The 15850-nt window shown below is 67.0% G+C and carries 11 protein-coding genes; 2 read left to right on the forward strand and 9 right to left on the reverse strand.

Annotation, left to right across the window (positions count from 1 at the left end):
- Nucleotides 1-356: 356 nt before the first annotated feature.
- A complete protein-coding gene (locus tag ACQR0Z_RS34280) occupies nucleotides 357-2030 on the forward strand; it encodes an outer membrane beta-barrel protein (RefSeq protein WP_434921588.1) in 1674 nt (557 codons plus the stop codon).
- A gap of 427 nt (nucleotides 2031-2457) precedes the next feature.
- On the opposite strand, the gene ACQR0Z_RS34285 is transcribed toward ACQR0Z_RS34280, so the two are convergent.
- The 9 genes from ACQR0Z_RS34285 to ACQR0Z_RS34325 form a co-directional block, all read right to left on the reverse strand.
- Nucleotides 2458-4209 (reverse strand): hypothetical protein, encoded by a 1752-nt coding sequence (locus tag ACQR0Z_RS34285; RefSeq protein ID WP_434921589.1) that lies wholly within the window; start codon nucleotides 4207-4209, stop codon nucleotides 2458-2460.
- A gap of 346 nt (nucleotides 4210-4555) precedes the next feature.
- Nucleotides 4556-6178, reverse strand: a complete 1623-nt coding sequence (gene mdlC, locus ACQR0Z_RS34290; RefSeq protein WP_434921590.1) for a benzoylformate decarboxylase — start codon at nucleotides 6176-6178, stop codon at nucleotides 4556-4558.
- A 110-nt stretch (nucleotides 6179-6288) separates the two neighbouring features.
- Nucleotides 6289-7137 (reverse strand): FAS1-like dehydratase domain-containing protein, encoded by an 849-nt coding sequence (locus ACQR0Z_RS34295; protein ID WP_434921591.1) that lies wholly within the window; start codon nucleotides 7135-7137, stop codon nucleotides 6289-6291.
- A 2-nt stretch (nucleotides 7138-7139) separates the two neighbouring features.
- Complete coding sequence (locus ACQR0Z_RS34300) at nucleotides 7140-8252, reverse strand: CaiB/BaiF CoA transferase family protein (protein ID WP_434921592.1); 1113 nt, start codon at nucleotides 8250-8252, stop codon at nucleotides 7140-7142.
- Nucleotides 8253-8422: 170 nt separating this feature from the next.
- Nucleotides 8423-9589 (reverse strand): acyl-CoA dehydrogenase family protein, encoded by a 1167-nt coding sequence (locus tag ACQR0Z_RS34305; RefSeq protein WP_434921593.1) that lies wholly within the window; start codon nucleotides 9587-9589, stop codon nucleotides 8423-8425.
- A 158-nt stretch (nucleotides 9590-9747) separates the two neighbouring features.
- The gene (locus tag ACQR0Z_RS34310; RefSeq protein ID WP_434921594.1) at nucleotides 9748-10329 is read right to left on the reverse strand and encodes a thiamine pyrophosphate-dependent enzyme; all 582 of its coding nucleotides are present in this window, start codon (nucleotides 10327-10329) and stop codon (nucleotides 9748-9750) included.
- Nucleotides 10329-10874, reverse strand: coding sequence for a phosphonopyruvate decarboxylase (locus ACQR0Z_RS34315; RefSeq protein ID WP_434921595.1), 546 nt, complete (start codon nucleotides 10872-10874; stop codon nucleotides 10329-10331). Before ACQR0Z_RS34315 ends, ACQR0Z_RS34310 begins: the two co-directional genes overlap by 1 nt.
- Before the next feature lie 635 nt (nucleotides 10875-11509).
- Entirely contained in the window at nucleotides 11510-12781 is a 1272-nt protein-coding gene (locus ACQR0Z_RS34320) for a cytochrome P450 (protein ID WP_434921596.1), read from the reverse strand.
- 304 nt (nucleotides 12782-13085) lie between these two features.
- A complete protein-coding gene (locus ACQR0Z_RS34325) occupies nucleotides 13086-14381 on the reverse strand; it encodes a cytochrome P450 (RefSeq protein WP_434921597.1) in 1296 nt (431 codons plus the stop codon).
- 222 nt (nucleotides 14382-14603) lie between these two features.
- On the opposite strand from ACQR0Z_RS34325, the gene ACQR0Z_RS34330 reads away from it, so the two are divergent.
- Nucleotides 14604-15776: an isovaleryl-CoA dehydrogenase gene (locus tag ACQR0Z_RS34330; RefSeq protein WP_434921598.1), complete on the forward strand. Its 1173-nt coding sequence runs from the start codon at nucleotides 14604-14606 to the stop codon at nucleotides 15774-15776.
- Nucleotides 15777-15850 lie beyond the last annotated feature (74 nt).

The raw sequence follows: 15850 nt of genomic DNA on the forward strand, positions 1-15850 counted from the left end.
TGCGAACACGGCGAGGGTGGCGGTCGACCAGATGCGGCTCGACCCGATCTCCGCGCGAGCGGTCGCCCGAATGGGTGCGTTCGTTCGAAGAGCGTTCAACTTGCGACCCGGCCGCCGCCGAAACCGATTGCGTGCGCTTCTCAATCTCGCATGAAATCTCCCCAGCGCGGCAAAACTTCCGCCGAGCTTTGCCGATTATTTCCAAGGGAAGGGGAACTCGTCGCGGAAGCGCTGCGTGTCGTCGCGACGGCGCCCTGACCTGACGTTCACGCATTTTTCGGCATATCCCCGGTTTTGCTTTGCAAGCTCATTCACCTCACAAGACCGGCGCGTTCGCGGTGCGGACGAAGCGGCTCATGGTGACGCGATCCCAGCGCGGGGTCACGCTCGCCTTCGTCGAGGTGCTGCTTCTGGCGGTGATGGTGGCTGACCCGGCCTCCGCGCAGCAGACCGTCAAGACGAAGCCGACCGACGTCGTGCCGGGACGCGCCGATCGCCTGTTCTTCCGTCACGTCACCGCGCGCAGCATCTACTACAACGTTCCGCGGATCGCGACCGACAGCCGCATTCTCATGATGCGCCAGGATCCGCGCGGCATCAGCGCGCTGCTGCGTCCCATGCGCGAGGCGGGGGCGCCATCGCTGGCTGCGCCGGGCAGGGATGCGCCGGCCGGCAGCTTCGCGTTCGGGCCTGCAACCTTCCGGCCGGCGCGTGGCACGGTCGGGGCGGCCACGCTGCCGGCCACCCGCACCGCAGCGCCCACCGCGCCACCGGCGCCGAAGCAGATTGCGGCCGCGACTGCGGCGCCCGAAACCACGGTCGCTGCGGCCCAGCCTGTGCCGGTGCTGCGCAATCGTGACGTCCTGCCCGAGCGCAATCTCGACACCGTGAAGCCGCAGCCGGTGGCGGCGGAGGCGAAGCCCTATGATCCGACAGGCGTGACGATCGGCTCGTTCCTGGTGAAGCCGGCGGTCGAAATCCAGGCCGGCTATGACACCAATCCGACCCGGCGTAACGGCGGGGCCGGATCGCCGGTGGCGATCGTCGCGACTGAAGTCGCGGTGCGCTCGCAATGGGAGCGCCATCAGCTCAACGCCGATTTTCGCGGCGCCTATATCGAGGACACCAACGTCCGCTCGCTCAGCCATCCGACGTTCGAGGCGCGCGCGCAGGGACGCTACGATGTCATCGAGGGAACGGCGCTGACCGGCGAGGCGCGCTTCGTCAACGATGCGCTGGCGCTTCCCGGCGCCGTCAAGCTGCCGCGCGCGACGACCTTCGGCGGCAGTGCCGGCGTGCTGCAGAAGATCGGCCCAGCCGAGATCGCGTTCAAGGGATCGGCCGATCGCGTCGTGTTCAACGATGCGCTGATCACCGCCAACGTGCCGCTGCGGACGCAGGATCGCAACTTTACCCAGCCGGGCGCACAGGTGCGCGTCACCTATGTGCTGACGCCGAACATCTCGCCTTTCATCGACATGAGCTTCGACCGGCGCAACCATGATCTGCAGGTCGACTTCAACGGCCAGCGCCGCGACTCCACCGGCATCGCCGGACGCGCCGGCGCGGTCGTCAACATGGGCTCGGTGACCGGCGAGGCCTCGGTCGGCTATCTCACCCGTCGCATGGACTCGCCCATGATGCCCAATATCAGCGGCGTGATCGCGGATGCGACCTTGGCCTGGGCCGCGACCGATACGACGACCTTCGTGCTGGTGGCGCGCTCGCAGGCGTCGGAGACGCCGGCCGTGAACGTCTCCGGCATCCTGTCGCGCGACGTGATCCTGCAGATGGATCATCAGTTCGAGCCCTGGCTGATCGGCTCGCTGCGCGGCGGCTATGGCCAGGACCAGTTCGTCGGCATCGGCCGCGTCGACCAGCGCATGTTTCTCGCCGCGGGCGGCGTCTACAAGCTGAACCGCAACGTGCAGCTCAAGAGCGAGGTGCGCACGGAGTGGACGCGCTCCAACGCGGCGCTGAACAACTTCATGGCCGTGGTCGGCGTCGTCGGGGTGCGGGTGCAGTACTGAGGCGCAGCGGGACGCGAGGCGTGCCGCTCCACGCGGCGCCGATCTCCGTACTCGACCCTCATGGTGAGGAGGCGCGCAGCGCCGTCTCGAACCATGAGGCCACAGCCGGGCCTCGCCCTTCGAGACGCCCGCCTGCGGCGCGCTCCTCAGGGTGAGGAGCGAGGTCGTCCGCGTAGCCAGTGTGCAGCGACAACTTCCGCGCTTCATCCCACCCACGCAAAAAAAGCCCCGCCGGGGAGCGGGGCGCGAAGGCACGGGCATGCCGGGGCGGATGGGGAGCCGGGGCGCATCACGCGGCGGGGTGAGGTCAACTCCCGCCGCGTGACCGTGATCCCCGGCCAGTTCGGCATGCGGCTGGTACTGGCCGTGTTCTTGTTGTCGTGACCGCGCCGCCCGACAGTCATCGGCGGCGCGGTGTGCAGCGGCCTTACTGCTCGAGCGCGGCGAGCGCTGCGTTGCCGATCTTCTGCGCCTCGGCCCAGGCGGCCTGGGTCGCCTGCTGCGCGGCGGCGTAGCCGGCCTGGATCTGCTTCTCGGCTGCCTCCCGCAGTGCCCCCTCCTGCTGCTCGCCGGTGACGCGCGCCTGGCTCAGCGCCTGGTTGTCCGCGTTCAGCTGGTTGTTGGCGGCGTTGAACGCGTTGGCGGTGGTCTGCGCCTTGGCCTGGGCGGCCGCGAGAGCCGCTTGGTTGGCCGCGTTGTTGGCGCGCTCGAGCACCTCGGCGGCCTCCTGCGCGTCCTGCTTGGCCTGTTGCGCGGCCTGGCGGGCCTGCTCCAGGGCCTGACGGTCGGCATTGACCTTCTGCTCGGCCGCCTCGACCGTCGCATCGATCGCGCCGATCTTCTGGTTCAGCGCGGCCTCGACCGCCTTCTGGTTCGCCGACGCGGCGGCGTTGGCCGCCTGGGTCTTCTGCTGGGCGACCGCGCGCGCCTGCTCGCCGGTCTTCAACGCGGCCTGGAGTGCGGCCTGCTCGGCGGCTTCCTGCGCCTCCTGGTTCTGCTGGTTGTTGTTATTGTTGTTGCCATTGCCGGCCGCGGCGCCGCCGCCATTGTTGGCATTGCCACCATTGTTGGCGTTGCCGCCATTGCCAGCGTTGCCGGCGGCCTGACCGGCCTTGGCCGCAGCTTCCGCCGTCTCGCGTGCGGTGTCCTTGGCGGCGTTGGCGGCTTCCTTGGCCTCGTTGGAGACGTCGATGTCCTTGTCGAGCTTCTGGAAGGCGGCCTGCAGCGCGGCCGAGGCGGTGGTCAGTTTGGCGGCAGCCGCAGCGGCGGCGGCCTTGTTGGCGGCGGTCGGGTTCTTCTCGGACTGCTCCTGGGCCTCGATCGCGGCGCCCTTGGCGTTCTGCTCGGCCTGGCGCGCGACGTTGATCGCCTGGCGGTCGGCGGCGACCTGGGCCTCGGCCTTGGCGGCAGCCTGAGCGGCGGCCGCGGCGGCGGCATTGGCCTTGGCGACCGCGTCATTGTTCGCGGCACCCGCGGCGGCGGCGGCCTTGGCCGGCGTTGCGGCGGCGGCAGGTGCAGCCGCGGCCTTGGCGACGGCCACGGTGGTGGTCGCAGCCGGCTTGGCGGCGGCCGCCGTGGAGGTGGCGGGGGCCGCGGCGGCGGCCTTGGCCGTGCCGGTGGTCGTCGCCGCAGCCGTGGCCGCGGCCGGCTTGGCGACCGGGGTCGGCGTCGCGGCGGTGGCGACGGTGGTGGGCTTGGCCGCCGCGGTGCCGGTGGTCGTGGTCGCAGCAGCGGTCGCCGCGGTCTTGGCAGCGCTGCTCGCCGCAGCCGTGGCCGCGGTGGTCGCAGCCTTCGCGGCGGCGTTGGCAGCCGCCTTCGCGGCAGCATCAGCGGCGGCCTTGGCGGCCGCCTTGGCCGCGGCGTCCTGCGCGGCCTTCGCGGCGGCGGCGGCTGTTGCCTTGGCGGCGGCATCCTGCGCGGCTTTCGCTGCGGCATTGGCTGCCGCCTTGGCAGCAGCATCCTGCGCCGCCTTCGCGGCGGCCTTGGCAGCCGCGTCCTGGGCGGCCTTCGCGGCGGCGTTGGTGGTGGCCGAGGTGGCGAGCGCGGTGGTCACGGCCTGCGCGTTCGCCTGATGCGGCATGGCCGCCATCGCGAGCGCGGACATGAGGGCAAGCGCGCTGACGTGCCGATAGAGGTCGGTTCTCGATGTCGCCGTTTGAAAGGTCTTCTTGTCCGCCATCAGCTCAACTCCATGGGTACGCTGGATTGGATGGTGGAACCTTCTGATAATGATTTTGGCTTGCAGAATGGTCGGACCTTGCACGCAGCAAGGCGTCTGCTTGCCAGCAAAGGGCAGGATTTCGCGATGTTTGCGGCGGAGTGGCTGCGACGGGATGGCGCAGGGGCGCAGAAAGCTTTCGAAACAATCGCTTGCGGCTGTAACTGCCGGTTGCACCGTTGCGGCGGGGGCGTGAGCATTCGGCGGCAGGTCTTGCTGTCGCCCTAAAAGATGCGGCGCATGGTCGCATCCCCTGGGATTGACATGGCGTCCGGTGGACGAACAGCGGCTCAGCTCTTTGGCGCGTTCAGCCCTTTGGCGCGTAGAGCAGCGGCACGGCGGAGTCGACCATCACCTCGACGAGGCTGGTGCCGTCATGCGCCAGGCCGCGCGCGAGCGCAGCCGGCAGATCGGCGGCGCGGCTGATGCGCACGGCATCGCAGCCCAAGCCCTCGGCGAGCTTGACGAAATCGAGGCCGGGCAGCTCCAGCCCGGGCACGTTGCGCACCTGCATGACCTGGCTGAACGAGCGCATCGCGCCGTAGCCGGAATTGTTGATGACCACGACGGTCACCGGCAGCTTGCGCTGTGCCGCGGTCCACAGCGCCTGCAGCGAATACATCGCCGAGCCGTCGCCGATCAGGCAGATGGTGCGATCCTTGGGCCGTCCCAGCGCCATGCCGACCGCGGCCGGCAGGCTGTAGCCGAGGCCGCCGCTCGCCATCGTGTAGAACGAATCCGCGCCCGGCATCGGCATGTATTTGTGCATCACAGGCCGATGCGAGGGGATCTCTTCGACGAGTGCAGCATGAGCCGGCAGGGCTTGCGACAGCGTGTGCAGCAGATAGTCGACGGGAATGGGATCGGCCGGCTTCGGCACCTCCGGCAGCACGCGGCCCTTCGGCGCCGCGCGTTTGGTCTCCGGCAGCAGCTCGAGCAGCAGCGACAGCGCAGGGCGCATCGTCGCGATGATGCTGGTGCCGATCGGCGGCACGGCCGCGCCCTCGGCATCATCGGTGATCTGATAGAGCGAGGTGGCGCCGTCGAAGATCGCGGCGTGGCCTTCGACGTGGAAGGTGAACACCGGCGCGCCGATCACGACAACGAGGTCGTGCGGCTTCAGCGCGTCCGACAATTGTCCGGGCGAGGCGTGCAGAAAACCCTGGAATTGCGGATGGCGCTCGGGGAATGAGCAGCGCGCCGAGAACGGGCTGACCCAGACGCTGGCTTTCGCCTTCTCCACGACCTGAACCATCAGATCGACGCAGGCCGCGCGGTCGATGCCGGGGCCGACGACGAGGGCGGGATTCTTCGCAGCCGTGAGCGCTGCGACCAGCTCCTCCATCGCGGCGCGGTCAGGGCCGAGCTCGCGGCTGACCTTGCGTGCTGCAACCGGCTGCGCCGGATGCATCCAGTCATCGATCGGGATCGAGACGAAGGTCGGGCCGCAGGGCGGCTGCATCGCGGTGTAGTAGGCGCGGGCGATGGCTGCCGGCACGTCCTCGGGCCGCGCCGGCTCGACGCTGTATTTGACGTAAGGGCGCGGGAATTCGCTCGGGCGCTCGGCATAGAGGAACGCCTGCAGCGGCAGGATCGAGCGCGCCTGCTGGCCGGCGGTGATGACCAGCGGCGTCTGGTTACGATGCGCGGTGTAGATGTTGCCGAGCGCGTTGCCGACGCCGGCGGCCGAATGCAGGTTGACGAAGCCGGCATTGCGCGTCGCCTGGGCATAGCCATCGGCCATGCCGACCACGGAGGCCTCCTGCAGGCCGAGCACGTAGTCGATGTCGTCGGGCCAGTCGCTCAGGAACGGCAGCTCGGTCGAGCCGGGATTGCCGAAGACCTTGTTGATGCCGAAGGCGCGCAGCAGCTCGAAGGTGGCCTGCTTGACGGTGACGGGCTTGGTTGTTGTTTTCGTTGTCTTGGCCAAAGGCGTTTCCTCGGATTGCCGTCATTGCGAGGAGCGAAGCGACGAAGCAATCCAGAGCCACCGCGGGACTCTGGATTGCGTCGCTTCGCTCGCAATGACGAGAGCTTATATCACCACGTCGCGGTGCCCTTCATGGTCGGCTGGCGCTCGGCGTTGGCGGTCCACAGCTCCAGGCCGCCGTCCTTGTCATTGGCGTTCACCGAGAACTCGCCGCCTTCGAACAGCGGCTGCACGCCGCGATAGGCGAACTTGGCGGGCGGCTTGCCCTTCAGCTTCGCCGCGAACTCGACCAGCAGCGCGGCCTGCAAGGGTCCGTGGAAGACGAGGCCCGGATAGCCCTCGACCTTGGTGACGTAGTCGCGATCGTAATGGATGCGGTGGCCGTTGAAGGTCAGCGCGGAGTAACGAAACAGCAGCACGGGATCGGAAACATGGCTCTCGCTGTGCTGCGCGACCGGCGGAGGCGGCGGCGCCTTCGCGGGCGCAGGCTGGCTGCCGCCCATGTCGCGATAGACGATGTCCTGGCGCTCGCGGATCGCGACACCGCGTGGCGTCGACACGACATGCTCGACGGCGACGAAGCAGAGCTGCCCGGTCGAGCCGCTCTTCAGGCTGACATCCGTGATGGTCGAGACGCGCGTCGCGAGATCGCCGACGCGCAGCGGATCGATGAACTGAACCTCGCCGCCGGCCCACATCCGCCGCGGCAGCGGCACCGGCGGCAGGAAGCCGCCTCGCGTGGGATGGCCGTCGGGGCCGAGCTGGTCATGCGGAAACACCGGCTGGCCCAGGCACCAGTGCACCGTGTAGGGCGCGATATCGCCGGTCGCAGGCTCGCCGATGTCCTGGAACAAGGTCGCGCGCAGGCCCTTGGTGAGCTGCGCGGTGACGATGTCGGCGGCCTCGGCGCTGCGGCCGACCCATTGCTTGAGGTGATCGAGATCGAGGGGCTCCGTCATGATCATCCCTTTTTCGGGTGGGGTGACGCCGCTTCGCCGATCGCGGGTACGGCGCCATATGATCTGTTATCGCCGACCACGATCGCCGCCGGCGCCGGGTAGGAGACGACGCCGTTCGGCGTGTCGACCTCGATGCGCCGCAGATGCGGATGTGTTGCGAGGTCCGCCATGCTGTTGACCTCGGCAAAGGCGATGTCGGCCGCGGCGAGTTTTGTCAGCAACTCGTCGCGCGACAGCGCCGCGAAGCGATCGGCGACGATCTGGTCGGTCAAGGCGCGGTTGCGGACGCGCTCGACCATGTTGGCGAAGCGTGGGTCATCCGGCAGGCCGGGCTGCTCCAGCACCTTGGCGCACAAGGTCTTCCACTCGCGCTCGCTCTGGATCGAGATCAGGATGTCCTTGCCGTCCTTCGAGGTGAACACGCCATAGGGCGCGATCGAGGGATGGGCGAGGCCGATGCGCTTCGGTGCATTGCCGGACTCCGCATTGAGCAGGGGCACCGTGAGCCAGTCGGCCATCACGTCGAACATCGAGATCCGGATGTCGGCGCCCTCGCCGGTGCGGCCGCGCTTGATCAGCGCCTCCAGGATCGCCGCGTGCGCGGTGGCGCCGGTGGCGACGTCGACGATCGACATGCCGACGCGCGACGGGCCTTCGGGGCCGCCGGTGATCGAGGCGAGCCCGCTCTCGGCCTGGATCAAGAGATCATAGGCCTTGCGGTCGGCATAGGGACCGGTGTCGCCATAGCCCGTGATGGTGCAGCAAATCAGCTTCGGATAGTCCTTGCGCAGCCGCTCGCGGGCGAAGCCGAGCTTGTCCATCGAGCCGGGCTTGAGGTTCTGCAACAGCACGTCGGCGCCGGCGATGAGTTGCTCCAGCTCGGCGCGGCCTTCGGGCTTCGACAGATCGACGATGCGCGAATCCTTGCCGCGGTTGAGCCAGACGAAATAGCTGCTCTGCCCCTTGGCGGCGGCGTCATAGCCCCGGGCGAAATCGCCCTCGGGCCGTTCGATCTTGATGACATGGGCGCCGGCATCCGCCAGGCGCGACGAGCAGAACGGCGCAGCCACCGCCTGTTCGACGGCGACGACGGTGATCCCTTCAAGCGGAAGCATGGTTTGAACTCGAGAGTTGGGGCCTCATGGTTCGAGACGCGCCGCAAGGGCGGCGCTCCTCACCATGAGGGTTGAGATTTTCGCTGCGCCCGAAGTCCTCATCCTGAGGAGCCCGCCGGAGGCGGGCGTCTCGAAGGATGGCCACGAGCTCTGGGGCGGCCGCGACATTGCTAGTACGACCTGGGCATGCCGAGCACGTGCTCGGCGACGTAGGACAGGATGAGATTGGTCGAGATCGGCGCCACCTGGTACAGCCGCGTCTCGCGGAACTTGCGCTCGACGTCGTACTCCTCGGCGAAGCCGAAGCCGCCATGGGTCTGGATGCAGGCATTGGCCGCCTCGAACGAGGCGTCGGCCGCGAGCATCTTGGCCATGTTGGCCTCGGCGCCGCAGTCCTGCCCGGCCTCGTATTTGCGGGTCGCTTCCTTCACCATCAGCTCGGCGGCGCGCATCGAGGCATAGGCCTTGGCGATCGGGAACTGGATGCCTTGATTTTGCCCGATCGGACGGCCGAACACGACGCGCTCCTTGGCGTAGTTGGTGGCCTTGGCGATGAACCATTTGGCGTCGCCGACGCATTCGGCCGCGATCAGGATGCGCTCGGCATTCATGCCGGAGAGGATGTAGCGAAAACCCTTGCCTTCCTCGCCGATCAAATTCTCCGCCGGCACGCGCATGTCGGTGAAGAACACCTCCGTGGTGGCGTGGTTCATCATCGTCCGGATCGGGCGAATGGTGAGCCCGGCCTTCTTAGCCTCGCGCATGTCGACGAGAAACACCGACAGGCCATCGGTGCGCTTCTGCACCTGGTCCTTCGGCGTGGTGCGCGCGAGCAGCAGCATCAGGTCGGAATATTCGGCGCGGCTGGTCCAGATCTTCTGGCCGTTGACGACGTAGCTGTCGCCATCGCGCTTGGCGACCGTCTTCAGCGAGGTGGTGTCGGTGCCGGAGGTGGGCTCGGTGACGCCGAACGCCTGCAGCCGCAACTCGCCGCTCGCGACCTTCGGCAGCCACTTCGCCTTCTGCTCGGGCGAGCCGTGGCGCAGCACCGTGCCCATCGTGTACATCTGCGCGTGGCAGCCGCCGCCATTGCCGCCGGCGCGCTGGATCTCCTCGAGGATCGCGGCCGCGGCCGACAGCTTCAGCCCGGCGCCGCCATATTCCTCGGGAATCAGCACGGAGAGATAGCCCGCCTGCGTCAGCGCGTCGACGAAGGCGGACGGGTAGGCCATCTCGCGATCGAGCTTGCGCCAATATTCGCCGGGGAACTGGGCGCAGAGCTTGGCCACCGCGTCGCGGATGTCGGCGTAGTCGTCGTGCTGATGCTGGTCTGTCATGTCCTTGTTCCCCAGGCCGCTGTCACGCTGCCTGTGGTCTCCCTGGGTTTGTTGCTAATAGCCTATGACGAAGCGTGCGGCGCTTGGCAAGCCTGGCATGCCAGCGTTGCGGGCAGTCTTCCCTGCCGCGGTATGGGGATGAAGCGTGCATCCATGCTCTAGCTGACGGGATAGCCGAGATGGCCGCGAAAACGGTTCTTCAGGAACACGCCGTCGCGCGGCGGCAACGCGCGGTCGACGTGATCGGTGGAGATCACGATGCGGGCAAAGTGGGGTCCGGCGCGATCGTGCAGCTTCGGCCTGAAGGCGTCGAGCGCCGCGTGATCCGCGATCGTGTGCACCGATGGGAAGCCGGCACCCGACGCGATCAGCTCGAGATTGGCGCCGAGGCCGGAATGGCTCGTCTGCATTCCCGTTTCGCCGAAATGCGCGTTGTCGAGCACGACGACTGAGAGATTGGTGGGCTTCTTCGCCGCCGATGTCGCGAGGCTGCCGAGGCCCATCCATTGCTCGCCGTCGCCGGTGATGACCGCGACCGGCCGCGACGGCTGCGCCAGCGCAAGCCCGAGGCCGATCATGACGGCGCCACCCATCGCGCCCCATAGATAGAAGTTGGCGTCGTGATCGCCGGCGGCGAACAAATCGTAGGACGATGAGCCGAGGCCGCTGACGACCAGCAGGTCGCCGCGATCTCTCAGCAGCGCCTGCACGGCGGCGCGACGGTCGAGCGCTGATCTCATCACTTGCCCTCCGTCCACTTCTTGGCGCCGATCATGCGCTGTGAGATTAGCACCGCGATCGGCTGGTCGCTGTCGAAGGCAAGCTTTGCGGCTGCGGCCGCCATCTCGCCGGCATCCTCGGGATGCTCCAGCCGGAACACGGTGACACCCATGATCTCGAACGCCGCCTGCGTCGCCTTGCCCATCGGCACCTGCCACGGATTGAACTCGGCCCATTCGCCCCGCATCGTGACGAAGGTGAGGAACGGGAACCGGCAGCTCGCCAGCAGCGACAGCATGTTGACGCAATTGCCGACGCCGCTCGACTGCATCAAGAGCACCGCGCGCTGGCCGCCGAGCCAGGCGCCGGCCGACAGCGCGACGCCTTCCTCCTCGGTGGTCAAGACGGTGGTGGAGATCGCGGGATCGTCATGCGCGAGGCGGATGAGGCGGGAATGGCCGGCATCGGGCACGTAGCAGAGCTGCCGGACGTCGGCCGCCTTCAGCGCCTGGTAGATGGCGAGCGGCCAGTCTGGAGCTGTCGTCGGCGTGTCGGAAGCGGCCATGGCGTCCTGCGGAATATGCGCACCGATGGTGCAGCGGTTGATTTAGCCACAAACGGCGAGCGAGGCCCATTGAATCTCGTTCACCCCGCCATGCCGGATTCTTATAGGCAGTTGCGGGGCCTCATGGTTCGAGACGCCGCTGCGCGGCTCCTCACCATGAGGGGACGGTCATCCGAAGATACGGAACTCTCAAACCTCTCCAAGAACACGCGGCTGATGCTCATGTGTGGGGACTGGCGGGCGCGACGCTCGCTGCCAGCCTCTCCCCGCGTGCGGGGAGAGGCCGGATTGCATCGGAGATGCACCGGGTGAGGGGGGCTCTCCGCATGTCTGGTGCTCGTGGCCGCCCCTCACCCCAAACCTCTCCCCGTGAAGAACGGGGAGAGGGAGCGCACCGACATCGCCGCGCCGATACTCCTTCCATCTCTACATGAAACAGCTTCCTTGCTTGTCCATGGTCGATATAGGACCCACTTGGGTGCCAGATCCTCATGGTGAGGAGCGCCGCGGGAGAAAGCCGGCCAAGACAACAGTCTTGATGGCGGCGCGTCTCGAACCATGAGGCCGAGGTGTCGGGCCTCGCCCTTCGAGACGCCCGCCTATGGGCGGGCCCTCAGGGTGAGGGTTGAAAGTCCTCACCCCGGGATTCGCACCGGCAGGCTCTCGTAGCCGCGGACGAAGCTGGAATAGACGCGCTTCGGCGGGCCTACGACCTCGATGCGGTCGAAGCGCTTGAGGATCTCCTGCCAGACGATGCGCAGCTGCAGTTCGGCCAGGCGCATGCCGACGCAGCGGTGGATGCCGAAGCCGAAGGAGAGGTGGATGCGCGGCCGCTTGCGGTCGATGATGAAGGCGTCGGGATTCTCGATCACCTCGCCGTCGCGGTTGCCCGAGACGTACCACATCACGACGCGGTCGCCCTTCCTGATCTTCTGGCCGCCCAGTTCGGTGTCGACCAGCGCGGTGCGCCGCATATGCGCGAGCGGCGTCTGCCAGCGGATCACCTCGGGCACCATGGTGTCGATCAGCGCCGGGTTGTCGCGCAGCTTCTGATACTCGGCCGGGTTCTCGTGCAGCGCCAGCACCGACGCGGTCATGGTGTTGCGTGTGGTGTCGTTGCCGCCGACGATGAGCAGGATCAGATTGCCCATCAGATTGTCCGGCGTCATCTGCCGCGTCGCCTCGCTGTGCGCCATCATCGAAATCAGGTCGCGCCCGGGATTGGCCTGGCGTTCCTTCCACATCCGGCCGAAGGTCTCGGCGCAATCCGCGAGCTCGCGCCGGCGCTCCTCCTCCGAGGAGACGATGCCGCTCTTTGGCAAAGCCGTGGAGACATCCGACCAGCGCGTCAGCTTGCGCCGTTCCTCGAACGGGAAGTCGAACAGCGTCGCGAGCATCTGCGTCGTCAGCTCGATCGACACCTTCTCGACCCAGTTGAAGGTCTCGTTGCGCGGCAGGGAGTCCAGCACCTTGGCCGAGCGCTGCCGGATCAGCACTGCCATCTCGTCGAGATGCTCCGGCGTGAACATCGGCTGCACCGTCTTGCGCTGCTCGCCATGGCGGGGCTCGTCCATCGCGATGAAGCTCGGCCATTCATAGCCGGGCGGCACGTCGCGGATCATGATGCCGCCATTGCTGACATCCGAGGAGAAGATCGCGTGGCTGGTGTCGACATGCATGATGTCGTGATAGCGCGTCACCGACCAATACGGCTCGATCGGCGCCTTGGTGCAGTAATGCACCGGCGCTTCCTTGCGCAGCCGCTCGAACCACGGCCACAGCGTGTCGTTCTGGAACAGGCGGGGCGCGCCCGGATGGAAGTCCTCGATCGGCGTCGCATAGGCCTCTAGCCGCGCCTCGCGCAGCAGATCGGCAGGGTCGGAACGAAGCGCGGCCTGGGCGGTCATGGGGTGGTCCTTCTTCAAAGGTCGATTCATTCTCGACAATTCACGAAGTATGGGTGGTCTCCGTCATTGCGAGCGAAGCGAAGCAATCCAGGGCCAGGAAGAAAGTCTGGATTGCTTCGTCGCCTTCGGCTCCTCGCAATGACGCAACGCGTGGATAGGATCGTAGGGTGGGCAAAGCGAAGCGTGCCCACCGTCTTTCGCGCCAGTCGCGATATGGTGGGCACGGCGTTCGCGCGAGGCGCGACCGCCTTTGCCCACCCTACGAGATCGTTCGTGCCGGACCCGATTCGTCATCAAATACAACCTACGCCGCAATCCTCACCGGCAATGTCTCATAGCCCTTCACGAAGCTCGAATAGACGCGCTTCGGCTCGTCCATCACGTCGATATGATCGAAGCGCTTCAGGATTTCCTCCCAGATGATCTTGAGCTGCAGTTCGGCGAGCCGCAGGCCGACGCAGCGGTGGATGCCGAAGCCGAACGACAGATGCGTCCGGGGGCGGGCACGGTCGATGATGAAGTCGTAGGGACGCTCGATCGCCGCTTCGTCGCGATTGCCCGAGACGTACCACATCACGACCTTGTCGCCCTTTTTGATCTGCTTGCCGCGGAACTCGATGTCATCAAGCGCGGTGCGGCGCATATGCGCCAGCGGGGTCTGCCAGCGGATCACCTCCGGCACGAAGCTGTCGAGCAGCGCCGGATTGTCCTTGAGCTTGCGATACTGATCCGGGTTCTGGCTCAGCGCGTAGATGCTGCCGGACATCGTGTTGCGCGTGGTGTCGTTGCCGCCGACGATCAGGAGCACGAGATTGCCGAGGAAGTTCTTCGGGTCCATGTCGCGCGTCGCTTCGCTGTGCGCCATCATCGACAGAAGATCGCTCTTCGGCGGCTGGTTCTGCCGCTGCTGCCACAGCCGGGCGAAGTAGCGCGCGCAGTCCATCAGCTCGGCCTGCCGCTCGTCCTCGGTCGCGACCAGTCCACCGGGGCCCGGCAGCGTGGTCGCGATGTCGGACCACCGCGTCAGCTTGCGGCGGTCCTCCCAGGGGAAGTCGAACAGCACCGCCAGCATCTGTGTCGTCAGCTCGATCGAGACGCGGTCGACCCAGTCGAACACCTCGCCGACGGGCAGGTTGTCGAGGCATTCGGCCGAGCGCTTGCGGATGTTGATCGCGAGCTCGTCGAGATGCGTCGGCGTGAACATCGGCGCCACGGTCTTGCGCTGGGCGGCGTGGCGCGGCGGGTCCATCGCGATGAAGCTCTCGCGGCGCAGGTCGGGCGGCACGTCGCGGATGGTGATGCCGCCGAGCGCTGAGGCCGACGAGAACACCGCGTGGTTGGTCTCGATCTCCATGATGTCGTCGTAGCGGGTGATCGACCAGTAAGGACCGAACATCGAGTCCTTGCAGTAGTGCACCGGGTCCTCGCGCCGCAGCCGGTCGAAGTATGGCCAATGCGTGTCGGTGCGGAACAGCTCGGGATCGCCGGGATCGAAGTCGGTTAGCGGCAAGGATGCCGCACGGCGTGTGGCTGCGTCGATCGCGTGCTCGGCGGCGCTGGCGTGCCGGTGTGCCTCGGCCGGTTTGGCGGTCCCGTGCATGGACGTCTCCCTGAGAGCCGGATTCTTCTGTCCGGCGATGTTTGGCGCGATTACATCCTGCCCGGGAGCGCTGGGCAAGCGCGGAGTTTGACGGGGCCGCCCGGACGGGTCTTGCGTCGCGAGGCTGCTGTTCGGTCCGAGGTGGGGCGTGACAAGCGTCACGTCACGGAATATGGCTTTGGCGATTGTTGCAAAGCAGAAGAAGAGCAGGAGGCCGCCACCATGATCGCCAACGCGCAGCGCATGTTCAATTTCGATCTCGGCGAGACCGCCGACGCGATCCGCGAGACGGTGGCCAGCTTTTCCCAGGAGCAGATCGCGCCGCGCGCGGCCGAGATCGACCGCTCCAACCAGTTTCCGCGCGATCTCTGGCCCAAGCTCGGCGAGCTCGGCCTGCACGGCATCACAGTCGAGGAGGAGTATGGTGGTGCCGGTCTCGGCTATCTCGAGCACTGCATCGCCATGGAGGAGATTTCGCGCGCCTCGGCCTCGGTCGGCCTTTCGTACGGTGCGCACTCCAACCTCTGCGTCAACCAGATCCGCCGCAACGGCAACGAGGCGCAGAAGCAGAGATATCTGCCCAAGCTGATCTCCGGCGAGCATGTCGGCTCGCTCGCGATGTCCGAGCCGCAGGCCGGCTCCGACGTCGTCTCGATGAAGACCCGCGCTGACAAGAAAGGCGACCGCTTCGTCCTCAACGGCAACAAGATGTGGATCACCAATGGTCCGGTCGCCGAGACGCTGGTGGTCTACGCCAAGACCGATCCGCAGGGCGGCCCGCGCGGCATCACCGCCTTCCTGATCGAGAAGGGCATGAAGGGATTCTCGACGGCGCAGAAACTCGACAAGCTCGGCATGCGCGGCTCCGATACCTGTGAGCTCGTGTTCGAGGATTGCGAGGTGCCGGAGGAGAACGTGCTGGGGCAGGTCGGCCGCGGCGTGAACGTGCTGATGAGCGGCCTCGACTACGAGCGTGCGGTGCTCGCGGCTGGTCCGCTCGGCATCATGCAGGCCTGCATGGACGTGGTGCTGCCTTACGTGCATGAGCGCAAGCAGTTCGGCCAGCCGATCGGCACCTTCCAGCTGGTGCAGGGCAAGGTCGCCGACATGTACACCACGATGAATGCCGCGCGCGCCTATGTCTATGCGGTGGCCAAGGCCTGCGATCGCGGCGAGACCACCCGCGAGGATGCGGCTGGCGCCATTCTATTTGCAGCAGAGAAGGCGACGCAGTGCGCGCTCGACGCGATCCAGCTGCTCGGCGGCAACGGCTACATCAACGATTATGCCACCGGACGGCTGCTGCGCGACGCCAAGCTCTACGAGATCGGCGCCGGCACCAGCGAGATCCGGCGCATGCTGATCGGACGGGAATTGTTCGAGAAGACGTCCTGAACCGCGCAGCGCTCCGGCAGGCGAGGGGCGCGTTCGCCAACCGGTCAGGTGCCGATATTTCTTCAAGCATGCTG

Origin of the sequence: Bradyrhizobium sp. HKCCYLS3077 (genome assembly GCF_051167555.1) — a bacterium.
In the GTDB taxonomy this organism is placed as follows: domain Bacteria; phylum Pseudomonadota; class Alphaproteobacteria; order Rhizobiales; family Xanthobacteraceae; genus Bradyrhizobium.